Raw genomic sequence first — 22,717 nt, 5'->3', positions numbered from 1 at the left:
GTGCGGCGGTGGTCGCTACCGTTGTGAACGCCTCGGGATTCGGAAACGAAACCGGCCGTCCAACGCGAGAAGAACATCGTAAGAAGAACATCGCGGGAAGAACGCGCCGGAGCCGTCTCCGGAACACGAGGTCCCGACAACTCGATACGCGCTTCCCCGGTGCGAAGGCGGCGGCTACTTCGCTCTTCCAAAGCGATGGTCCGGGTTCGACTCCCGGCTCCGGCTCCGGCCGCTGTGGTGTAACGGCAGCACGTCAGGTCCGCGGCCGATCTCGACCTCGGGGAAGACCACAAATTCATATCGACCTTCCCGGTGCGAAGGCAGCGGTTACTTCGGTTTGGGACCGAATGGTCCGGGTTCGATTCCCGGCGCGCCGCCCGACTCCTGCGGCGCGTGGTGTAAAGGCAGCACGCTTTCGTTCCGTCGCCGGCTCCGATCTCGGGAAGGCCCGGTAAAACGTCCACGCGCCTCCCGGTGCGCCGATCGCGGTTACTTCCAGGTTCGATTCCTGGCGGCTCCACTCAGCGGGGCCGCCGCCCGTCAGGCAGGGCACCCGCGGTCACCTCGATCTCGGGAGGCGTACGGCCGTGCGCGCGTGACCGGCGCGCGGGAGACACGGAACCCGCAGAGAAAGGCCCGACCATGTCCAAGTTCAACACCGCGACCAACCGGCCGGCCGTCTCCAGCCCGGTCAGGACCGGGCGGGTTCCCTCCGGTCTCACCCACGAGGGCGCCCCCGGATACGCCCGCGACGCCAAGGGCGAGCTCTTCCTCCTCGCGGTGTCGAACATGGTCGGCGAGAACACCTTCTACGAGAAGGCCGGTGACCGCGACGACCGGTTCCGCCGGCTCGTCCACCGGGTCGCGGTCGAGGACGGCGAGTGGACGGCCCGCTTCCTGCCCTGGCTGCGCGGTGAGGCGAACATGCGCACAGCCCCGGTCGTCGCCGCGCTGGAGTCGGTCAGGGCGCGGCTCGCCGCCGGTCTGCACGGCCTCAACCGGCAGCTGGTGGACGGTGTCCTGCAGCGCGCCGACGAGCCCGGCGAGGCCCTCGCCTACTGGACGTCCACGTACGGGCGGGCGATCCCCAAGCCGGTCAAGCGCGGCGTCGCCGACGCCGTGCGGCGCCTGTACACCGAGCGCGGCCTGCTCAAGTACGACACGGGCACCAGGGGCTTCCGCTTCGCCGACGTCATCGACCTCGTCCACCCCGCTCCGGCGGCGGACAAGGCGTGGCAGGGCGAGCTGTTCGCGCACGCCCTGGACCGCAGGCACGGCCGTGACAAGCCGATCCACGACGCGCTGGCGACGCTGCGCGCCCGCGCGGGGCTGGCGGCACTGCCGGTCGAGGCGCGGCGCGCCGTCCTGGCCGACCCCGGTCGCCTGCGTGCCGCGGGCATGACCTGGGAGGCGCTCGCCGGGTGGCTCCAGGGCCCGATGGACCGCGAGGCGTGGGAGGCGGTCATCCCGTCGATGGGCTACATGTCCTTGATCAGGAACCTGAGGAACTTCGACGAGGCCGGTGTCTCCGACGAGGTGGCGGGACGGGTCGCCGCGAAGCTCACCGACCCCGGTGAGGTCGCCGGGTCGCGGCAGCTGCCGTTCCGGTTCTACTCCGCGTACCGCAACGCCCCGAGCACGCGCTGGGGCCACGCCCTGGACAGGGCGCTGACGCTCGCCACGGGCAACGTGCCGTCGTTCGGCGGGCGCACCCTCGTCCTCGTGGACACGTCGGCGTCGATGACCTCCGGCACGGTCTCGGCGCGCTCGGCCGTCACGCCCGTCCAGGCGGCGGCGCTGTTCGGGGTGACGCTCGCCGCCCGCGGCGAGCGGGTGGACCTCCACGGCTTCGCCGACGGCGTGTTCCATCACAGGGTGGGCCGGGGCGCGTCGGTCCTGAAGGAGATGGACCGGTTCTGCGGGCGTGTCGGCGAGGTCGGCCACGGCACGCAGATCGCCACCGCAATCAGGCGCGCCTACCGCGGGCACGACCGGGTCGTCATCCTGTCGGACATGCAGACCATGAGAGGCCACCACGGCGCCGAGGTGACCCGCGCGGTGCCGGAGCGCGTTCCGATGTACGGCTTCAACCTGCAGGGTTACCGGCGGGCGGCGATGCCGACCGGCTCGGGCGGCCGCCACGAGTTCGGCGGCTTCTCCGACGCGTCGTTCCGGCTGATCCCGCTGCTGGAGCGGGGCGGCGACGCGAGCTGGCCGTTCTGACCTCCGCCGGTCGGCCGGGCCGGTGTCGATCGGGTGGGAGACCGTCCGGCCGATATCCGCCCGGCCGTCCGGGCGTCGTGATCTTTACTGATCCTCATCGCAACTGTGTTCACATCTGTCACGCGGGTGAGCGCCCGTTTCGCGAACAAGCCGCCGACATTCTGGAATGATCGCTGGATATCCTGTCGGACATCGAGACTGACGGACAGTGACTGATGCCCCCCATCGATCAAATCACCACCTTCGCATCGGACCAGCCGGTTCTCACGGTCATCATCGGTGTGTTCGCCCTCGTCCTCCTGGTCGTGGCGTATTTCGTGCTGCGCGCGACCCGGCGCGTCGCGGTCCGCTTCTACCACCGTCACATCGCGCCCCGTCCGGCGGAGGACATCCTCACCATCGTCGCCGCCAGCATCGCGACGGGCGTCTCCGCCCAGGGCATGTGGCGTTTCTCCGGTGACGTGCTCGGCTTCGACGGCCCCCTGCGGCTGCTGCTCTTCGCCTTCATCGAGGTCGCCGTCATCACCAGCGCCGTCCGGGCGCGCCGCAACATGCGGGAGAACTTCTCCGCCGGCATCGACGGCGTCGCCGTGTGGGCGCTCACCGGCCTGACGGCCGTGCTGTCGAGCATGGACGCCCGCAGCGTCGCCGAGGCCGTCTTCCGGCTCGCCGCCCCCCTGGTGGCGGCCTGGCTGTGGGAGCGCGGCATGGCGATCGAACGCCACCGCATCACGGGGCGCTCCCGCATCAACTGGCGGATCACTCCGGAACGCGCGCTGGTCCGCGTCGGGCTGGCCGAGGTCAGCGACCGTACGGCGAGCGAGGTGGACGCCCACCGCAGGCTCACCCGGGTCGCGCTGGCGGCCAAGCGCGCCCGCGCGCTCCGCGCCTCGGGGGCGTCGGAGAGGAAGATGCGCGTGGCCCTCACCAAGCTGGACCGTGCCATGGACCGGGCGGTGGAGCACAGCGGCCTGGCGGTCGACTCCGCGCGCCAGGAGGCCCTGCTCTCCCAGATCGGTGCCCTCTACAACACCTCCGCGCTGATCGACCTGACCCCGCCCGTGCCGTGGGCCCCGGAGCCCGAGGCGCCGGCGGAGCCGTCCGGGCGCCGCGCGGTGGCCGCGGGTCCCGCGGCGCTGCGGCCCCCGGTCGACGATGACGACGAGGAGTTCCACGTGCTGGACGTCCCGCCGCCGATCGTCGACACGGCGCGGCGCGCGGCCCAGATACGCGCCGCGCGGGAGTACTGGGACAAGCAGATCGAGCGGAAGTTCGTGCCCCGCGCGGACGACATCGCCCACGAGACCGGCGTCTCGCTGGCCACCGCCCGCGAGTGCCGGGCCCTGTGGAAGCTGGAGCCCAAGGCTTACGCGCTGCTGGAGGCCGCCTTCCGCGAGCACGGGATCGTCGACACCGGCACCTTCCCCGCCATCGAGACCGAGCACGTCCTGACCGTGAACGGGTCCTCACCCGGTCGCTGATCCCGCTCGATTCCGCTCGATCCCGCTCGATCCCGCCGCTCGCCCGGTCGGGCCGCCCGGGCGGCCCGACCGGTCAGGTCGACTCGCGCACGATGAGGGTCGTGGGCAGTATCACCGGCTCCAGGTGCTCGGCGCCGTCGATCAGGGCGAGCAGCAGGCGGACGGTCTCCTCGGCGACCCGTTCCAGGGGCTGCCGGACGGTGGTGAGCGGCGGGTGGGTGGTGAGCGCCACGGCCGAGTCGTCGAAGCCGCCCACCGCGACGTCCTCGGGCACCCGCCGCCCGGCGGCGCGCAGGGCGGAGAGCGCGCCCGCGGCCATCAGGTCGGAGGCGACGAAGACGGCGTCGATGTCGGGGGCACGTTCCAGCAGCCGGGCCATCGCGCTCTCCCCGCCCAGCTGGGTGTAGTCGCCGTGCTCGATGAGCCTCCTGCTCGCCTTCCTGCCGAGGACGTCGGCGAAGCCCTCCAGCCGCAGCGCGCCGCCGGGGGTGTCGAGCGGGCCGGTGATGGTGGCGATCCGCTTGCGGCCCCGCTCCACCAGGTAGCGCGTCATCTGCCGGGCGCCCTCGCGGTCGTCGGCCGCCGCGTAGGGGATCACGTTCTCCCGCCCGATGACGGCCCCCTGGGCGACGGCGGCCACCGGGATGTCCACCAGCGCGTCCACCAGCCTGTCGCCGGCGTGGGTGGAGACCAGGAAGGCCCCGTCGGCGTGGCCGCCGCGCAGGTAGCGGATCACCCGGTCGCGGTCGCCGTCGTTTCCGGCGATCATCATCACCAGCGACACGTCCCGCTCGGCGAGCCGCCGGGTGGCGGTGCGCAGCAGCACGCTGTAGGTGGGATCCTCGAACAGCTTCTCCTGCGGCTCGGACAGGACCATCACCACCGAGCCGGTCCGCTGGGTGACCAGGCTGCGGGCGGCCCGGTTGAGCACGTAGCCCGTCTCGGCGATGGCCCGCTTGACGGCGGCGTGCGCGGCGGGGCTGACGTACCGGTCGTCGTTGAGCACCCGGGACACCGTTCCCCGGGACACCCCCGCCACCGCCGCGACGTCGTGGATGGTCGGACGCTTCGCCATGCTCCTCATTGTCCCCTCGACCGGCCGCCGATCGGCCCGGCCGCTAGCTTTTCACGGCTCCGCCGGCCAGGTCGGTCCGCCAGTGGCGCTGCATCGTGAGGAACAGCGCGATCAGCGGGACGATCGACAGCAGCGTGCCGGTGAGGATCAGGTTGTAGAGCGAGGGCTGGTTCGCCCCCGCGGCGAGCAGGGTGTAGAGCCCCACGGTCAGCGGGAACCTCTGGTCGTCGCCCAGCATGATGAAGGGCAGCAGGAAGTTGTTCCAGATCGCGACGAACTGGAACAGGAAGATGGTCACCATGCCCGGGAGCATGAGCGGCAGGGCCACCCGGCGCAGCAGCAGCCAGTGCCCGGCGCCGTCGATGCGCCCGGCCTCCAGCAGGGCGTCGGGGACGGCGGCGGTGGCGTAGACGCGCGCGAGATAGATGCTGTACGGGTGCAGGATCTGCGGGAGCAGGACCGACCAGTAGGTGTCGGCCAGCCCGATCCTCGAGAACAGCAGATACTGCGGGATGGCCAGCACGACGGCGGGCACCAGGATGCCGCCGATCAGCAGGTTGAAGATCAGGTTCCGGCCGGGGAAGCGATACTTGGCCAGGGTGTAGCCGGAGACGGCCGAGACGGCCGTGGACAGCAGGGCGCCGCCGCCCGCGTACAGCAGCGTGTTCAGCATCCACAGCCAGAACACGCCGTCGCGGTAGGCGAACAGGTCCGAGAGGTTGGACAGCAGCCCGGTGCCGGGGGCGAAGGTCGAGGTGGAGAACAGCTCCGCCTTCGACTTGGTCGCGGCCACCAGCACCCAGCTGACCGGCAGCAGGCAGTAGAGCGCGCCCAGCAGCAGGATCGCGGTCGGCATGACACCGGCCGGGCGGCGCCCCCGAGAGGCCCCGGTGAGGGTCGTGGTGGCCATCAGCCCTCCCCGAAGGCGCGGTCGCGGACGACGCGCAGGAAACCGAACGACAGGACGAGGGAGATCGCCGCGATGACGATCGAGGTGGCGGCGGCCGAGTAGAGGTCGCCGGTGACGAAGGCGTCGCGGTAGACCTTCATGAGCGGGCTCCAGGTCGAGCTGATCGTGTTGGTCAGCGGCCGCAGGGTGGTCGGCTCGGTGAACACCTGGATCGTGGCGATGATGGAGAACACCGTGGTCAGGATGATCGCGGGCAGCAGGATCGGGACCTTGATCCGCAGGGCTATCTGGATCTCGCTCGCCCCGTCGATCCTGGCGGCCTCGTAGTAGGTCCGGGGGACGGCGCGCAGGGCGGTGTAGAGCACCAGCATGTTGAAGCCGACGCCGCCCCAGACCGCCACGTTCGCCATGGACAGGACCACCGTGCCCGCCCCGAGCAGGTCGACGTCGAGCACCTGGCGCAACGGGCTGAGGCTCGGCAGGTAGAGGAAGCCCCACAGCAGGGTGGCCGCCACGCCCGGCACCGCGTACGGCAGGAAGAGGGCGATCCTGGAGAAGCGCGCGAGCCGCACGTGCGCGGAGTCCAGCAGCAGCGCGAACAGCAGGGCGAGCCCGAGCATGACCGTCAGCACCAGCAGGCCGTAGCCCAGGACGCGGAGCCAGCCGGCCCACAGCTCGGCGTCGGCGAGCGTCGCCGCGTAGTTGTCGAGGCCGGCGAAGACCTCGCGCCGGGAGTTCTTGCCCAGGCCCAGCCCGGAGACCTTCGTGCGCCGCAGGCTGAGGTAGGCCGTGTAGGCGATGGGGACGGCCATGAAGAGCGTGAACAGCGCCATGGCCGGTGCGAGGAAGAGGTAGGGGACGGCGCTCGCGGTGCGGGCGCCGTCGCGGGGGCGTCGTGTCATGGGGTGAGCTGGAATCCGGACTTCCGCATGTCGGCGACCGTCGCGTCCTGCATCTTCGCGACGGCGCCGGAGAACGCCGATCCGTCCTGCAAGGCCTTGTCGAAGGCGTCCTTGAAGGCGTTGTAGGTCACGTTGACGTTCGGCCCGAAGGTGAAGCCCCGGGCGCCGGTGGCGATCGTGGCGGCCTGCTGCCAGAAGTCGGGCTGGTTGGAGAAGTAGTCGGGGGCCTCGCCGAGCATGGTGCCGCCCTTGGTGGCGGCCGGGTAGACCGCCCCCTCCTTGACGAGCAGGCCGAGCGCCTCGGGGTCGGTGTTGAGCCAGGTCGCGAACTTCGCGGCGGCGGCCCGGTGGGGGGACTTGGCGGAGACCGCGGTGGAGGAGCCGCCCCAGAAGCCGCTGGCGCTCTCGCCGGCGTTCCACTGCGGCAGCGGGGCGATCGCCCACCTCCCCTTGGCCTTGGGGGCGTTGCTGGACAGCACTCCGGGCGCCCAGACCGCCGAGGGCCAGGTCAGCAGCCTGCCGTCGTTCAGGGCCCTGTTCCACTCGGGGGTGAAGTACGGCTGGTCGTCGATGGCTCCCTCCTTGACGAGGCCGCCCCAGTAGTCGGCGACCTTCGTGGTGGCCGCGTCGTTGACCGCGACCTTCCACGACTCGCCGCTGATCGACCACCACTGGGCGCCCGCCTGCTGGGCGAGCCCGACGAAGGAGCCGGGGTCCTTGCTGGAGAAGGTCCCCAGGAAGACCTTGGGGTCCTTCTTCCGTACGGTGCGGGCGGCCTCGGCGTACTCGTCCCAGGTCTTGGGCACCTCGACGCCGTACTTGTCGAACAGGTCCTTGCGGTAGTAGAGCATCATCGGGCCGCTGTCCTGGGGGAGCGCGTAGACGGCGTCGGTGCCGAGCGTGACCAGTCCCCAGACGCCCTCGCCGAACTCGCCCTTCGCCTGCCCCACCTCGGCCGTGAGGTCGGCCACCGCGTCGGCGGCGACGAAGGAGGGCAGCATCTGGTACTCGGCCTGGACCAGGTCGGGAGGGTTGCCGGCCTTGGCGGCGGTCAGGAACTTGGTGGCCGCGTCGTCGCCGCCGGCCTGCTTGCTGACCGTGACCTGGATGTCGGGGTTGGCCTGGTTCCAGACCGCCGTGATCTTGTCCATGTTGGGGACCCAGGTCCAGTAGGTGAGCTTGACCGGCCCTGCGGGGGCCGAGCTCTGCGCGTCCGGGGCGGCCGGCTCCTGGGGAGTGCCGGAGCACCCGGCCAGGGCGGTGGCGAGGATCGCGGCCGCCACCGCTGCGAGCCGGTTTGTCTGCATGTGTTCCTCCGGGTGGGGTTCCGTATGGGGGTTTCATGTCAGGGAGTCGGCCGCCGGGAGGCCGCTGCGGGGCCGCCGGCGAAACCACCGGCGACGTCGCCGGGGAGACCGCGGGGAGGCCGCCGGCGAGGCTCCGGCCGGGTCGCCGGGGGAGGCGGCGGGAAGGCCGCCGGAAACATCTGTGAACGTTCACAGACTGAAATCCGTCGACGGGTGCTGTCAATGCCCGTTACGTTCTTGTTAACCCCCGGAAATATCGAGCATCTCGTGGGTGGTCTTCCGTGGCTGCCGGTCGTAGATTACTGTGCACGTTCACAGAAATCATTCGAGGGGGAGTCGTTGCCCGGATATCCCGCCCTGCCAGGGGGCATCGCGTACGGCGGGGACTACAACCCCGAGCAGTGGCCGGAGGAGGTCTGGCGCGAGGACGTCCGGCTGATGCGCGAGGCCGGGGTGAACCTGGTCAGTCTCGGCATGTTCAACTGGAGCCTGCTGGAGCCCGCCGAGGGGGTCTACGACTTCGGCAGGCTGGACAGGATCGTCGACCTGCTGGACTCCGCCGGAGTCATGGTCGACCTCGCGACGCCGACCTCGTCCCCGCCCACCTGGTTCAGGACGGCCCACCCCGGCGCCCGCCTGGTCGACCGCGAGGGCCGCGTCATCGCCGGCGGCTCCCGGCACAGCTTCTGTCCCAGCTCCCCGGAGTACGCCGCCGCCTCCGAGCGGATCGCCGAGCGGCTCGCCGCCCGCTACGCCGGGCACCCGGCGGTCGCCATGTGGCACGTCCACAACGAGTACGGCTGGGCCAACGCGCGCTGCTACTGCGAGACCTCGGCCGAGGCGTTCCGCGACTGGCTGCGCGAGCGGCACGGGGACGTGGCGGCGCTCAACGCGGCCTGGGGGACCACGTTCTGGGGGCTGACCTACGGCTCGTTCGAGGAGGTGGAGCCGCCGAGGATCGCACCGGCCGGCCAGCTGACGGCCCTGCAGCTCGACTACGCGCGCTTCTCCGTCGAGGCGCACATCGCCAACTTCCGCCGCGAGCGCGACGCCATCCGCCGCTTCTGCGACCTGCCGGTCACCACCAACTTCATGATCCCCAACTGCGAGCCGATGGACTACTGGCGGTGGGCGGGCGAGGTCGACGTCGTCTCCAACGACCACTACCTCGACGCCGGGCGGGCCGACAACCACATCGAGCTGGCCATGGCGGCCGACCTCACCCGCTCGGTGGCGGGCGGGCGGCCGTGGATGCTCATGGAGCACTCGACCGGCGCCGTCAACTGGCAGCCGCGCAACCTCGCCAAGCGGCCGGGGGAGATGCGGCGCAACAGCCTCGCCCACGTCGCCCGCGGATCGGACTCGGTGCTGTTCTTCCAGTGGCGCGCCTCCCGCCACGGCGCGGAGAAGTTCCACTCGGCGATGCTGCCGCACGCCGGGACGGACTCCGGCCTCTGGCGCGACGTGGTCGCCCTCGGCGCCGACCTGCGCGGGCTGGCCGGGGTACGCGGCTCCCGCGTCGAGGCCGAGGTCGCGCTGATGTGGGACTGGGAGTCGTACTGGGCGCTGGAGCTGGAGTGGCGCCCCTCGGTCGACCTGCGCTTCCGCGAGCGCGTGGAGGCCTACTACGAGGCGCTCTGGCGCGAGCACGTGACCGCCGACTTCGCCCACCCCGCCGCCGACCTATCGGCGTACCGGATGGTCGTCGTCCCCAGCTCCTACCTGCTCACGGAGGCCGCGGGCAAGAACCTGCGCCGCTACGTCGAGGCGGGCGGGCACCTGGTCGTCTCCTGCTTCTCCGGGATCGTCGACGAGAACGACGCCATCCACCCCGGAGCCCACCCCGGCGCGCTGCGCGACGTGCTCGGCCTGTCGGTGGAGGAGTTCCACCCGCTGCCGGAGAGCGGCACGGTGCCCGTCGGCGACGACGGCCTGACCGGCCGGATCTGGTCCGAGCGGATCCGCCTCGCCGGGGCGCGCGCCGTCCACGCCTTCACCGGCGGGCCGGACGCGGGCCACCCCGCGGTGACCCGCCACGAGCTGGGAGCGGGCACGGCCTGGTACGTCGCCACCGCCCTCGATCCGGCCCCGGACCCGTCCCCCCGCTCCGAGGCCCCGGCGGACGTCACGGGAACGGATCTGCGCGCGCTCCTGCGCGCGGTCCTCGACCTGGCGGGCGTGTCCCGCCCGAGGGGCCTGCCGGACACGCTGGAGCTCGTACGCCGGGGCCGGCACCTCTTCCTTCTCAACCACGGCGACGAGCCGGTCACCGTCCCGGGGGTGAGCGGGACCGGGGTGTTCGACGGCGCCGCGCACGCCGGGTCGGCGACCGTGCCCGCCGGCGGCGTCACGGTCGTCGAGCTGGCCCGGGACGCGTGATCGTCCCCGGGGTCGCGCCGGCCACCTGACCGCGGCGCGCCACCGGGGTCTCCCGGACCTCCTCACGTCACTTCCGAGCGGCGCGAGAAGGTCGCCATCCCCCTCCTCCGCGAAGGCGGAGGTTTCCCCCATGGAGAAACGATGAGGAAGATCCTGGCGGTGCTGCTGTGCGCCGCCGCGCTCGCCGCGGGCCAACCGGCGCACGCCGCGACCGGCCACGACCGGGGCGCGCTGCCCATCAGGGGCGCCGACGTCTCCAGCCTGGCCAAGTCGGAGGCGCTCGGCGGCGTCTACCGCCACCCGGACGGCAGGCGCGGCGACGCGCTGGCCATCCTGCGCTCGGCCGGCCTCAACTACGTCCGGCTGAAGGTGTGGGTGAACCCGGCCGACGGCTACAACACCAAGACGCAGGTCCTGGCCCTCGCCAAGCGGGCGAAGGCCCGGGGCATGGGGCTGCTGGTCGACTTCCACTACTCCGACGGCTGGGCCGACCCCGGCAAGCAGAACAAGCCCGCGGCCTGGAGCGCGCTGCCGTTCGAGGAGCTCAGACAAGCCGTCTACGATCACACCCACGACGTGCTGAGCGCGCTGAAGGCCCAGGGCACCAGGGCCGACATGGTGCAGATCGGCAACGAGCTCAACGGCGGCCTGCTCTGGCCCGACGGCCGCTGGGACAACTGGCCGAACCTGGCCGCGCTGCTCAACGCGGGCCACGACGCGGCCAAGGCCGTGTCCCGCTCGACGAAGGTGGTGCTCCACCTGGCCGACGGCGCGGACAACGGCCTGTACCGCTGGTGGTTCGACAGCGCCGCGGCCAACGGCGTCCGTTACGACGTGATCGGCCTGTCCTACTACTCCTTCTGGCACGGGACGCTGGAGGCGTTCCGCGCCAACCTGCACGACGTCGCCGCCCGCTACCGCAGGCCGGTCGTGGTGGTGGAGACCGCCTACCCCTTCACCACCGCGGACGACGACGGCTGGGAGAACATCATCACCTCCGCCGAGCCGTACCCCGGATACCCGGCCACCCCCGAGGGGCAGGCCGCGATGATGCGGGACGTGGCGGACGCGGTCAGGTCCGTCCCCGGCGGTCTCGGCCTGGGCGTCTTCTACTGGGAGGCCACCTGGACGGGAGTGCCCGGCAACGGCTGGGACCCGGCCGACCCCTCCTCGGGCAACGGCTGGGAGAACCAGGCCCTGTTCGGCTTCGACGACCGGCTGCTTCCCACCGTCAGGACGTTCGCCCGGCGCTGACCGGCGCCGGCGGCGGACCCCGGGCCCACGCGCGGGCCCGGGGAAACGGATCCGCGCGGGCTCGGGGAAACGGGCCCGCGCGGGTCCGGGAAAACGGGTCAGGGAAAACGGGCCCGGGAAAGCGGGTCAGGGAAGACGGATTCGGGCCCGCGCGGGCCCGGGAAGACCTTTGACCGGGCTCCGCGGGGGGAGCCCGGCCACTCGGGAACGGTGCCTCGCCGGACCCGGGTCAGGTGCGGGTCGGACGTGGGGCGGGGTCCACGTCAGATGGAGATCCGGCCGGCACCGGCGCCGCCGGTCACGATCGACTTGACGCTGGAGGCGGTGTCGAGGGAGTAGGAGTAGGGGATGGAGGCCACGCTGCCGCCGGCCTGGCCGCTGCCGGAGTTGACGAAGTGGTTGTTGCGGGCGACCAGGGTGCCCGGTCCGGAGTCTCCCTCGCCGAGGTGGTAGGGGTCGTCGGTGTTCTCGAAGTAGTTGCCCTCGACCAGGACGCCCGCGCCCTCGGTGGAGGCCACGCCGTAGCCGCCGACGCTCCCGTAGTAGTTGTTGTAGACGTGCACCGGGTTGCCGAAGCGCACGCGCGGGTGGCGCTGGGTGGTGCCGTCGAACCAGTTGTGGTGGTAGGTGACGCGCAGCTTCCCGCGGTCCTCGCCGCCGTTGCCGTCGTCGTGGCCGAGCAGCATGGACTTGTCGTGGTTGGTGACCTTGTTCCAGGAGATGGTGACGTAGTCACTGGCCCGCTTGACGTCCACGGCGCCGTCGTAGCCGTTGCTGAAGGTGTTGTGGTCGATCCAGACCCGGGTCGAGTACTGGACCTGGATGCCGTCGTCGTTCCAGTCGCGGAAGGACAGGTTGCGGACGATGACGTTGGAGGCCTGGGAGATGTTGAATCCGCAGCCCGCGATGGTGGCGCCGGAGTTGCCGATGATCGTCTTGTTGGAGCCGACCTTGAGCATCCCGGAGCAGGAGATCGTGCCCGACACCCGGATGACGGCCGCGCCGCTCGACGAGAGCGCGCTGCTCAGCGCCGAGGAGCTGCTGACCGTGGTGGGCGAGGCGTTGCCGCCGCCGGTGGTGCCGCCGCCCTGGGTCGCCCAGCCGACGAGGCCGCCCGGGTTGCCGGGGGTGGGGGTGATCGTGGGCGTCGGGCCGGGGGTGGGGGTGACCGTCGGGTCGGGGTTGCCGCCGCCCGCGGGGACGAGCCGCCACTGCTTGGTGGCCACCGAATCGCAGGAGTTCTGCTGGACGAGGGCGCCGGAGGAGGTGGAGTTGTCCTTGGTGTTGAGGCACTTGCCACCGTTGGCGTTGACCACCCGGTAGTTGGAGCCCGACTCGGTCAGGTTCCAGGTCTGGGAGGAGGCGCCGGTGCAGTTCTCCTGCTGGACGGCCTTGCCCGCGGAGGTGCTCGCGTCCTTGACGCCCGCGCACAGGCCGCTGTGGACGGCCTTGAGCTGGGTGCCGCTCCCGGTCACGGTCCACGCCTGTCCCGCGCCGCCGCAGCCGTTCTGGGTGAGCTGGACGCCGGCCGAAGAGCCGGTGCCGGTCAGGCACAGGCCGCTGCCGTTGTTCACCAGGTTGTAGTTTCCCGGGGCGGGTGCGGCGGCGGAGGCGGCGGAGACGCCGGCCACCGTTCCCGACAGGGCGAGGGCGGCGACGGCGACGAGGACACCGGCCGCCTTCCCGCTGATTCCATACAGCACAGTCGAGCTCCTTGCTGGTCCGGCAGGCCGCTACGACCTGCGATTCGGAGTCCCCCCAGCGAGCACTCGCCGTTCACATATGCGATCCGCGTACATGTGAGCGAACAACCCACAAGTTAGGTAAGCGCTTTCCCGCTGTCAAGCGGGGCATGAAAGTTTCATGACGAACGCTGTCATCTCACCGCTCCCTTCGCGCTCGTGACCGGCGGAAGGGGCGCGGGAAAGAGCCCGGCCCGGCGGGCGCCGGGGCGGTGCGAGGATCTCGGGAGGTCTAGTCGACCTCGGCGCTGCCGTTGACGCGGAGCTTGCGGCGGGCGCGGTCGTAGAAGCTCTTCGGGCCGAGCCGGACCACCCAGGCGGCGGCGCGGATCGCGGTGACGCCGAGCGCGTCCCCGGACGTGAGGTGCGCGGCCACCGTGCCGTCCACCTCCACGGCGAGCCGGCCGCTCGTCGGCAGCAGGTCGAGCACGACCCGCTCGTCGGCCGACAGCACGATGGCCCGGTTGAACGACGAGTGCGCCGCCGCGGGGACCACGAGGAACCCCTCGACCGTCGGCGACACGATGGGACCGCCCGCGGAGAAGCTGTAGGCGGTCGACCCGGTGGGGGTGGCCACGATGACCGCGTCGGCCGCGTAGCGCACGAAGGGGTGCCCCTCCACGGTGATCGACACCGCCGACAGCCCGTCCCCCGGTATCCGCACCAGGGCGATGTCGTTGAACGCGGTCACCGCCGTGCCGTCGGGCAGGGTCGCCCGCACCGCCATGCGCGGCTCGACCGTGTAGTCGTGGTTGTCGATGGCCGACAGGGCCGGGGGCAGCTCGTCGACGTCGATCTCCGCGAGGAACCCCAGCTTGCCGAGGTTGACGCCGAGGACGGGGGTCTTGCGCCCCGAGATGAGGCGCATGGTGCGCAGCATCGTGCCGTCGCCGCCGAGGCTGACGAGCAGGTCGGCGCGGTCGACCAGGGTGGCGCCGTCGACCGATACCGCGCTGCAGTCGATGCGCCCGACCTCGTCGGGCAACCCCAGCACCGTGACGTTGCGGGCGCGGGCCCACTCCACGATCGTGTCGATGGCCACCTTCGAATCGCGCTGCGGGTGCAGAACCAGCCCCACGGTCTTGACCATCCCCATGCCTCACACTGTACGGGGCCCGCCGCCCATCCGGACGCCTCGATCCCCGGCGGGGCGGACCGGGGCCCGGCACCGGGGGCGGGGCGGGGGCGGGGGCGGGAGTCCGGGGACCGGGAGCGCCGGACGGATCAGCTCTGGCGCCGTTCCTTCATCCGCGCCTCGTGGAGGTGGCGGCGCCCGCCCGCCAGCCGTTCCCTGATCCGTCTCTCCACGCCGGTGAAGACGCTGTGGTAGCCGTCCTCGTACTCCTCCACGACCTGGAAGGTCCACCGGCCGGGGATGACGTCGAGGCCGATCAGCTCGCGGGTCACCATGTCGGCCATCTCGGGGTGGCCCGCGGCGCGCAGCAGCTCCACCGCCTCGTCGAGCTGCAGGTCGGCGTGACCGGTCAGCTGGTGGAAGGAGTAGAGGTGCCCGCGGGCCCGCTCGGTCGTCTCCAGCGCCTCGGAGAGCTTTCCCAGGGCCTCGGCGGTGGCGTCGTCGACGTCGTGGGACGAGACCGGGGGCGAGGCGGCGGGCGAGGCGGCGGGCGAGGCCGGATCCGGCCGTACGTCGTGGGTCACTCGATCTCCTCCTCGAGGGGTGCGGCGGGCCGGGGGCGGCGCGCCGGAGCGTGGCCGCCGACCGGCCGCATGCCGTCTGAGCCGTGGGAACGTGTCATTACCCCGCGTGGGGAGGGTGAATCGCCGGCCCGTTCCGCCCTTCCCCCAAGGGCGGGCAAAGGCGCGGGCGCGCCCGGCGGACAGAGAGGTGTTCTTGAGTGAACACACAGTTAAATGCCAGGAAAGGTGACTACCCTCCCTGGGCATGGACTGGCAGCGCAAGGCCAACGACGCCCTTGTCAGGCTAACCGGATTCCAGGTTAACCGAGTAGGGAAAGTCGGTCCAGCGGCCGCCGTGGGGGCCCCGGCGGCGGAGGAGTCGTTCAGGCCGCCCGCGGACCCGAAGGTCGACCGGCTGCTGGTCGCCCCGATCTTCATCCTCTCGCCGGTCAGGTCCGGCTCCACGCTCCTGAGGGCTCTGCTCAACGCCCACTCCATGCTGCACGCCCCGCACGAGCTGCACGTGCGCAGGCTCCGGGTGGAGTTCGGCACCTCGCTGGCGGAGAGGGCGATGGAGGCCCTCGGGCACGAGCGGGCCGACCTGGAACACCTGCTGTGGGACCGCGTGCTCCACCGCGAGCTGGTCAAGAGCGGCAAGACGTTCGTCGTGGACAAGACGCCGGCCAACGCCTTCGCCCACCGGCGCATCGCCGCGTGCTGGCCGGACGCCCGGTTCGTCTTCCTGCTGCGCCACCCGGCGTCCGTCGCGAGTTCGTGGTACGAGGCCGGCGCCGGCAAGAGGACACCCGAGGAGGCGGCGCTCGACGCCCTGCGCTACATGAAGGCCGTGCAGCGGGCGCGGAAGGCGCTCAGCGGGTGCACCGTGCGGTACGAGGACCTGACCGCCGATCCCGCGGCCGAGGCGCGCCGCCTCTGCGACTTCCTCGGCATCCCCTGGGAGCCGGAGATGCTGGCGTACGGCGAGCAGGCCGTGCTGCAGAAGGGGCTCGGCGACTGGAAGGACAAGATCCGCTCGGGGAGCGTGCAGCCCGCGCGCGACCTGCCGAGGGCCGAGGAGATCCCCGAGTCGCTCAGGCCGATGTGCGAGAGCTGGGGATACCTGCCGCACGCCGCGGAGCCCACGTGACGGCGCCCGGAGCGCCCGAGCCCCCCGCGGCCATGAAGATCCGCTACATGCTCCTGCACGCGTACGGCATGGGCGGGACGATCCGCACGGTGATCAACCAGGCGAACGCGATGGCCGCCGCCGGGCACGAGGTCGAGATCGTCAGCGTGGTGCGCCGCAGGGAGAGGCCCCAGTTCCCGATCGACGCCCGCGTCCGTCTGCTGGCGCTGTCGGACCAGCGGGACGGCAGGCCCTCGGACTCGGTGGGGCGCAGGGCCTGGCGGCGGATCCGCGGCAAGATCGTGCCCGCCGGGGAGTTCGCGGCCTCCTACTTCACCGAGCGCGTGGAGCGGTCCGTCATCGACTACGTCTCCGCGCTCCAGGACGGCATCCTGGTCACCACCCGTCCCGCGCTGAACCTCATCTCCGCCCGGCGCGCTCCCGCGAGCGTCGTCAGGATCGCCCAGGAGCACATGAACCTGGCCACCCACCCCGAGGCGGTCCGGAGGGCGATCGCCCGTCACTACGGCGGCCTGGACGCGGTGGCCGTGCTCACCGGGACCGACAGGAGGGAGTACCAGGAACTCCTGCCCGGCACCCCCGTCGTGCGCATCCCCAACGCGGTCGGCCCGGTGCGGCGGCCGCTCTCCTGGCAGGAGGACAGGCTCGTGGTCGCGGCCGGGCGGCTCGTCGGGCAGAAGGGCTTCGACCTGCTGATCCCCGCGTTCCGGCAGGTCGTCGACCACCACCCCGACTGGCGGCTGCGCATCTACGGCACCGGCCCGAAGAAGGACGCGCTGCGCGGGCTCCTGAAGGAGCTCGGACTGCGTGACAACGTCACCCTGATGGGGCGGACCGACCATCTCGACGAGGAACTGGCCAAGGCCTCCTTCTACGTGCTCAGCTCGCGGTTCGAGGGCCTGCCGATGGTGATGATCGAGGCGATGACCCAGGCGCTGCCCGTCGTCGCCTTCGACTGCCCGACCGGCCCGGCCGACGTGCTCACCCCCGGGGTCGACGGGCTGCTCGTCCCTCCCCGGGACGTCGACGCGCTGGCGGCGGCGATGATCCGGCTCATCGAGGACCGGGGGCTGCGGGAGCGGATGGGGGCCGCCGCCGCCGTCACCGCGCGTGACTACACGCCCGAAGTGATCATGCCGCTCTGGGAGAACCTCTTCGCCGAACTCCTGGGCCGCGCACCGGAACGGCCGCGCTGACCGGTACCGGCCGGTAGCACCTGATTTTCATCTTTTATGGGAGATGCCGCCCGGGGCGGCGGTTCGTCTTTCTCGCCGTTGTCGCGCCGCGTCCTCCCGGCGGGGTCCGGGGTGCCGGCGGGGTGGTTCGCGGAATTTCCGGTGCCATGCGAAAAGGGATTCTCGCTGCGCCGTGCCGGCCGCCGGGGATACGCGGCGTGATGTCTGGCATGACGGATATTGCCAGCTCACAAAGCCCTTCATATGATCCGGACCGCTGATATGAATAAGACATTCAATCTTTTTCGGGCATTTGACGATAGCGACTTTGTTAATTGTTGGCCGGATCGTATCCAATGCTTGACAAGATATTTAAGGGCAACCCAAAATTGAGGCGTCCACGGTGGCGGGCCATATCCGGCTCCGCGCATCGGGGGGTCAACGATTCTGCCGTTTCTGTCGCGGGTAATTGGCGTTCCCCCCTGGTTGATTCATGTCTTCTTTCCCCTGTCGGTACGAGTACGGATCGGTGGTGTGTTGTGACGGAGTTCGAGGCTGGCCGGTCGCAGCTGAGTCTGAGTACGGACGCCGCGCGTAACCTGGCGACGACGACCAAGTCGACTCCCCAGATGCAGGAGATCACCTCACGGTGGCTGCTGCGGATGCTCCCCTGGACACAGGTCTCGGGCGGCACCTACCGCGTCAACAGGCGGCTGACCTACACGATCGGCGACGGGCGGGTGAGCTTCACCAACTCCGGGTCGCAGGTGGCGGTCATCCCGGCCGAGCTGTGCGAGCTGCCCCTGCTGCGCGGGTTCGACGACTCCGACGTCCTCGACGCCCTGGCGGGCCGGTTCGTCCAGCGGGAGTTCCAGGCCGGTGACGTGCTCGTGGAGGCGGGGCGACCGGCCGACGAGGTCGTGCTCATCGCGCACGGCAAGGTCAACAAGGTCGGCACCGGGCCGTACGGTGACGAGATCGTGCTGACCGTGCTGGCCGCGGGCGACCACTTCGGCGACGACACCCTGGTCGGCGACGGGGGAGAGTGGCCGTTCACCGCCAAGGCGGTCACCAGCGGCACGGCGATGGTCCTGCCCCGGCAGGCCTTCCTGGAGCTGGCCGAGCAGGCGGAGCCGCTCCAGGCCCATCTGCGGCAGCGGGAGACGGCCTCTCGCGGGCCGCAGAACAAGTACGGCGAGGCCGCCGTCGAGGTGGCCGCCGGCCACGAGGGAGAGGCCGACCTGCCGGGCACGTTCGTCGACTACGAGCTCTCCCCGCGCGAGTACCAGCTGAGTGTCGCGCAGACGGTCCTGCGGGTGCACAGCCGGGTGGCCGACCTCTACAACGACCCGATGGACCAGATCGAGCAGCAGCTCCGGCTCACGATCGAGGTGCTGCGCGAACGGCAGGAGCACGAACTGATCAACAACCGCGAGTTCGGGCTGCTGCACAACGCCGACCTCAAGCAGCGGATCCACACCCGCACCGGCCCGCCCACCCCCGACGACCTCGACGAGCTGCTCAGCCGCCGCAGGAGCACGAGCTTCTTCCTCGCCCACCCGCACGCCATCGCCGCCTTCGGCCGCGAGTGCAACGCGCGCGGCCTCTACCCGCAGGGCGTCGACATCGGCGGCAGCGGGGTGCCCGCCTGGCGTGGCGTCCCCATCTTCTCCTGCAGCAAGATCCCCATCACCGAGACCCGCACCACCTCGATCCTGGCCATGCGCGTCGGCGAGGACAACCAGGGGGTCATCGGCCTGCACCAGACCGGCATCCCCGACGAGTACCAGCCCAGCCTGTCGGTCCGCTTCATGGGCATCAGCGAGAAGGCGATCATCTCCTACCTGGTCAGCGCCTACTACTCCGCCGCCGTCCTGGTGCCCGACGCGCTCGGCATCCTGGAAGACGTCGAGATCGGCCACTGACGACAGGTGGGGGGACAGGGTTTCCGGCCGGCCGCCGAGCGAGGGAGAGCGAGTGTGACGACCATCGAGACGTCGACGGACGGGCGGTCCGCGGGTGAGGTGCTGGCCTGGAGCCGGGACATGGTCGAGGCGACCCTGCGCCCGGCGGCCGACACGCTGCCCGCGTCGATGAGGCGCATCGCCGGATACCACTTCGGCTGGTGGGACGAGCGGGGCCGGCCGTCCACGACCGGTGGGGGCAAGGCGATCCGCCCCGCGCTGGCCCTGCTGTCGGCGGAGGCCGTCGGCGGCACCGCGGTCTCGGCGCTCCGGCCGGCGGCCGCCGTCGAGCTGGTGCACGACTTCTCCCTCCTGCACGACGACGTGATGGACGGTGACCGGACCCGACGCCACCGCCCCACGGCCTGGGCCGTCTTCGGGGTCAGCCCGGCCATCCTGGCCGGTGACGCGCTGCTGACGCTCGCCTTCGACGTGCTCGCGACCGGAGGACACCCGGGCACCGCCGAGGCGACCCGGATCTTCAGCACCGCGGTCCAGGAACTGCTGGACGGCCAGAGCGCGGATGTCGCCTTCGAGGAACGCCAGGACGTCGGGCCGGCCGAGTGCATGAGCATGGCGGTCGGCAAGACCGGTGCCCTGCTGGGCTGCGCCTGCGGCCTCGGCGCCCTGTTCGGCGGTGGGGGCCCCGAGCAGGTCGAGCACTTCGTCGCCTTCGGCCGGGACCTGGGGCTGGCGTTCCAGCTCGTCGACGACCTGCTGGGCATCTGGGGAGACCCCGAGGCGACCGGCAAGCCGGTCCACTCGGATCTGCGCAGCCGCAAGAAGTCCATCCCGGTCGTCGCCGCCCTGACCTCCGGCACCCCGGCCGGACAGGAGCTGGCCGGCCTCTACCACCGGGAGCGGCCGCTCTCCGACGCCGAGCTGGTCCGCGCGGCCGAGCTCGTCGAGGCCGCTGGCGGGCGGGCCTGGACCCAGGTGGAGGCCGACGAGCTGCTCGCGCGGGCCCTGCGCCACCTGGCGGCGGCGGGCGCGCTGTCCCGGCCCGCCGCCGAGCTGACCGCACTCGCCCGTCTCGTCACCCGCCGCGACCACTGATCGGAGCGTCGTACGCCTGTCGTCGACGACGCTCCGGCGAGGGAGCCTCAGACGACGACGTTCGGGCGACGACGCTCCGGCGGGGTGCCTGGGAACTCTGACGAGGGCGCCCGGGAACGCCTGGGAACTCTGACGAGGGCGCCCGGGAACGCCTGGGAACTTTGACGAGGGCGCAGGGGAACCCCGGGAACGCCTGGGAACCCTGGGAACGCCCGGGAACAGAGCTCTCGGGCGAGGAGGCCCGGGGCGGCGTGCTCAGACGAAGGCGCTCGTACCGGTGATCGCCCGTCCCACGATCAGGGTGTTGATCTCGCGCGTCCCCTCGTAGGAGTAGATCGCCTCGGAGTCGGCCACGAAGCGGCCGACGTCGTAGTCGAGGACGATGCCGTTGCCACCCAGGATCTCCCTGGCCCATCCCACGGCCTCGCGCATCCGCGCCGTGCAGAAGGCCTTGGCCATGGCCGAGTGCTCGTCCTTGTAGACGCCCGCGTCCTGGAGCTGTGCCAGCCGCACCACCATGCCCAGCGAGCAGGTGACGTTGCCCAGCATCCGCACGAGCAGGTCCTGCACGAGCTGGAAGCCCGCGATCGGCCGCCCGAACTGCTCGCGCGTCTTGGCGTACTCCAGTGCGAGCTCGTAGGCGCCCGTCATGCAGCCCACCGCCTGCCAGGCCACGCCTCCCCGGGTCTGCCGCAGGATGGTGCCGGTGTCGCGGAAGCCGTTGGCCTTCTGCAGCCGGTTGATCTCCGGCACCAGGCAGTTGGTGAGCGTGATGTCGGCGTTCTGGACCGTCCGCAGGGCTATCTTGTTCTCGATCTTCGTGGCGGCGAAGCCGGGTGTGCCCTTCTCCACCACGAACCCCTTGACCTGGCCGTCGGCCTCGTCCTTGGCCCACACCACGATCAGGTCGGCGAAGGTCGCGTTGCCGATCCAGCGCTTGGCCCCGTTGAGCACCCACACGTCGCCCTCGCGCCGGGCCGTCGTGCGCAGCCCCGCCGCGACGTCGGATCCCCCCTCGGGCTCCGTCAGCGCGAACGCCCCGATCTTCTCCATCGCCGCCATCGGCGGCAGCCATCGCTCCCGCTGCTCCTCCGAGCCCAGCCGGTCCACGCTGCCCATCGCCAGACCGTTGTGGACACCGAAGAACGTGCCCGTCGACGGGTCCACCCGGTTCATCTCCAGGACCACGAACCCGGTCAGCAGGCTCCGTGCCCCCCGGTAGGCCAGGCCCGCGATGTCGAGCTTGGCGAACTCGGGAATCAGCTGGTGGGGGAAGCGCGCGTTGGTCCACGCCTCGTTCGCGATGGGCGCGACCTCGCGCGCCATGAACTCCCGTACCCGGAGCACGATCTCCTTCTCGTGCTCCTCCAGCAGCTCGGAGTAGTCGTAGAAATCACCCGTCGTCATCGGCGCGGCTTCCCTCCGGTCGTCGTCCCCCTCCGCTGCCCGAAAGCGGGGGGATCAAGCGGAGGGCCTCACCGGGAACCACGGGAGACGCCGGAAACGACAGAAGCCCGGGTCGCCCCGGGCTTCCGCGTCGACTGCCGACCGGTCGCGGCGCGACCGTCAGGCGGGACTACCAGCGGCGGGTGTAAACGCGCACCCAGTCGGACCGGCTGCGGCTCTCGGAGAGCTCGTCGTTGCCGTCGAAGACCGCACGGTACTCGCCGCTGCTGTACGCGCGGGCCTTGGCGCGGAAGGTGCCCTTCCAGCCGGTGTCGGGGGAGGTCACGAACTTCCACGTGTTGGTACCGCGCTTGCGGAAGTAGATCTCCACCTCCTCGCCGCGCACGCCCTTCCAGCGGTCGTCGTCGACCTGGAGACGGCCGGTGAAGTAGACCGAGCGACCCTTGCGGACGGTTCCGGGGTTCGCGGAGAATCGGTAGATGCGGGTGTCGGCCTTCTCGGCCTCCTCGTGTACGACGGAGAAGTTGACCTCGTCGGTCACCTTCTTGCCGTCCTTGTCGTACGCGTCGGCGATCGCGACCCAGCGACCCTCGAAGTCGTTCTCGTCGAAGCTGGTCGTGAAGCGCCACAGGTCACCCTGGTGCAGGAGCCTGGGCTCCGGCGCCGCCATGGTGCGGGCCTGGTCGGAGACCGGCCTGAGGCGAAGCTCGACGCGAGTGGCCTCGGTGGTGCGGACCTCGATGCTGACCCTCGTGTCGTCGTCTCCCTTCACGACGACCGGGTTCGGGTTCACGTTGTCGATGCGCACGCCGAGAGCGACTCGTTCGGCGGAGGCCGTTCCGGCGGACAGGAGCAGCGAGCTGCCCACTGCCGTCGACAGCAGACCGACGGCGATTCGTTTCATCAAGACGCTTTCCTCTTCTCCCCGTTTCAGAGACGGCCTGTTGACCGTCCCCGTCCCATAAGACGACACACAAGCGGCTGATGTTGCCTGAAGTGGCGAAAAAAGAGGTTTTAGATCTCCGTAAGGTAACGTTTCCTGGGAAGGACGGCCAGG

Annotated in this window: 17 protein-coding genes; 8 read left to right on the top strand and 9 right to left on the bottom strand. The window is 71.1% G+C overall.

Features of this window, described 5'->3' with window-relative positions:
• Positions 1-642: 642 nt before the first annotated feature.
• Complete coding sequence (locus AB0F88_RS13060; RefSeq protein ID WP_362681674.1) at positions 643-2,223, top strand: TROVE domain-containing protein; 1,581 nt, start codon at positions 643-645, stop codon at positions 2,221-2,223.
• A 215-nt stretch (positions 2,224-2,438) separates the two neighbouring features.
• Complete coding sequence (locus AB0F88_RS13055) at positions 2,439-3,704, top strand: hypothetical protein (RefSeq protein WP_362681671.1); 1,266 nt, start codon at positions 2,439-2,441, stop codon at positions 3,702-3,704.
• Positions 3,705-3,777: 73 nt separating this feature from the next.
• Here AB0F88_RS13055 and AB0F88_RS13050 read toward each other — a convergent pair whose 3' ends face one another.
• Genes AB0F88_RS13050 through AB0F88_RS13035 form a run of 4 tightly spaced genes read right to left on the bottom strand, consistent with a single transcriptional unit; the run spans position 3,778 to position 7,898 of the window.
• Complete coding sequence (locus AB0F88_RS13050; RefSeq protein WP_362681668.1) at positions 3,778-4,779, bottom strand: LacI family DNA-binding transcriptional regulator; 1,002 nt, start codon at positions 4,777-4,779, stop codon at positions 3,778-3,780.
• Positions 4,780-4,822: 43 nt separating this feature from the next.
• Positions 4,823-5,689, bottom strand: a complete 867-nt coding sequence (locus AB0F88_RS13045; RefSeq protein ID WP_362681665.1) for a carbohydrate ABC transporter permease — start codon at positions 5,687-5,689, stop codon at positions 4,823-4,825.
• Positions 5,689-6,591: a sugar ABC transporter permease gene (locus AB0F88_RS13040; protein ID WP_362681661.1), complete on the bottom strand. Its 903-nt coding sequence runs from the start codon at positions 6,589-6,591 to the stop codon at positions 5,689-5,691. Before AB0F88_RS13040 ends, AB0F88_RS13045 begins: the two co-directional genes overlap by 1 nt.
• The gene (locus AB0F88_RS13035; RefSeq protein ID WP_362681658.1) at positions 6,588-7,898 is read right to left on the bottom strand and encodes a sugar ABC transporter substrate-binding protein; all 1,311 of its coding nucleotides are present in this window, start codon (positions 7,896-7,898) and stop codon (positions 6,588-6,590) included. The genes AB0F88_RS13040 and AB0F88_RS13035 overlap by 4 nt, the downstream gene beginning before the upstream one ends.
• Positions 7,899-8,237: 339 nt before the next feature.
• Here AB0F88_RS13035 and AB0F88_RS13030 point away from each other — a divergent pair, with 339 nt between their 5' ends.
• Positions 8,238-10,277 carry a beta-galactosidase gene (locus tag AB0F88_RS13030; protein WP_362681655.1) on the top strand — a complete coding sequence of 680 codons (2,040 nt, stop codon included), beginning with the start codon at positions 8,238-8,240 and terminating at the stop codon, positions 10,275-10,277.
• A gap of 141 nt (positions 10,278-10,418) precedes the next feature.
• Positions 10,419-11,531 carry an arabinogalactan endo-1,4-beta-galactosidase gene (locus AB0F88_RS13025; protein WP_362681652.1) on the top strand — a complete coding sequence of 371 codons (1,113 nt, stop codon included), beginning with the start codon at positions 10,419-10,421 and terminating at the stop codon, positions 11,529-11,531.
• 263 nt (positions 11,532-11,794) lie between these two features.
• Here AB0F88_RS13025 and AB0F88_RS13020 read toward each other — a convergent pair whose 3' ends face one another.
• The 3 genes from AB0F88_RS13020 to AB0F88_RS13010 all read right to left on the bottom strand — a co-directional run bounded on the left by AB0F88_RS13020 (position 11,795) and on the right by AB0F88_RS13010 (position 14,932).
• Positions 11,795-13,234 carry an RICIN domain-containing protein gene (locus AB0F88_RS13020; RefSeq protein WP_362681649.1) on the bottom strand — a complete coding sequence of 480 codons (1,440 nt, stop codon included), beginning with the start codon at positions 13,232-13,234 and terminating at the stop codon, positions 11,795-11,797.
• Positions 13,235-13,505: 271 nt separating this feature from the next.
• Complete coding sequence (locus AB0F88_RS13015; protein WP_362681646.1) at positions 13,506-14,369, bottom strand: NAD(+)/NADH kinase; 864 nt, start codon at positions 14,367-14,369, stop codon at positions 13,506-13,508.
• A 128-nt stretch (positions 14,370-14,497) separates the two neighbouring features.
• Positions 14,498-14,932 (bottom strand): hypothetical protein, encoded by a 435-nt coding sequence (locus tag AB0F88_RS13010; RefSeq protein WP_362681643.1) that lies wholly within the window; start codon positions 14,930-14,932, stop codon positions 14,498-14,500.
• A gap of 334 nt (positions 14,933-15,266) precedes the next feature.
• Between AB0F88_RS13010 and AB0F88_RS13005 the strand changes: the two genes are divergently transcribed.
• The 4 genes from AB0F88_RS13005 (at position 15,267) to AB0F88_RS12990 (ending at position 20,253) form a co-directional block, all read left to right on the top strand.
• On the top strand, positions 15,267-16,058 hold the full coding sequence (locus tag AB0F88_RS13005; RefSeq protein WP_362681640.1) for a sulfotransferase: 792 nt from the start codon (positions 15,267-15,269) through the stop codon (positions 16,056-16,058).
• Complete coding sequence (locus AB0F88_RS13000; protein WP_362681637.1) at positions 16,055-17,254, top strand: glycosyltransferase family 4 protein; 1,200 nt, start codon at positions 16,055-16,057, stop codon at positions 17,252-17,254. The genes AB0F88_RS13005 and AB0F88_RS13000 overlap by 4 nt, the downstream gene beginning before the upstream one ends.
• A gap of 518 nt (positions 17,255-17,772) precedes the next feature.
• Entirely contained in the window at positions 17,773-19,158 is a 1,386-nt protein-coding gene (locus tag AB0F88_RS12995; protein WP_362681634.1) for a family 2B encapsulin nanocompartment shell protein, read from the top strand.
• Between the two features lie 54 nt (positions 19,159-19,212).
• Positions 19,213-20,253 carry a family 2 encapsulin nanocompartment cargo protein polyprenyl transferase gene (locus tag AB0F88_RS12990; RefSeq protein ID WP_362681631.1) on the top strand — a complete coding sequence of 347 codons (1,041 nt, stop codon included), beginning with the start codon at positions 19,213-19,215 and terminating at the stop codon, positions 20,251-20,253.
• A gap of 255 nt (positions 20,254-20,508) precedes the next feature.
• On the opposite strand, the gene AB0F88_RS12985 is transcribed toward AB0F88_RS12990, so the two are convergent.
• Both AB0F88_RS12985 and AB0F88_RS12980 read right to left on the bottom strand, forming a co-directional pair.
• A complete protein-coding gene (locus AB0F88_RS12985; protein WP_362681629.1) occupies positions 20,509-21,660 on the bottom strand; it encodes an acyl-CoA dehydrogenase family protein in 1,152 nt (383 codons plus the stop codon).
• A gap of 169 nt (positions 21,661-21,829) precedes the next feature.
• Positions 21,830-22,564 (bottom strand): hypothetical protein, encoded by a 735-nt coding sequence (locus tag AB0F88_RS12980; RefSeq protein WP_362681626.1) that lies wholly within the window; start codon positions 22,562-22,564, stop codon positions 21,830-21,832.
• Positions 22,565-22,717 lie beyond the last annotated feature (153 nt).

This window comes from Streptosporangium sp. NPDC023963, assembly GCF_040639135.1.
Classification (GTDB): Bacteria; Actinomycetota; Actinomycetes; order Streptosporangiales; family Streptosporangiaceae; genus Streptosporangium.
This window is presented reverse-complemented; position numbering and strand designations above follow the sequence as displayed.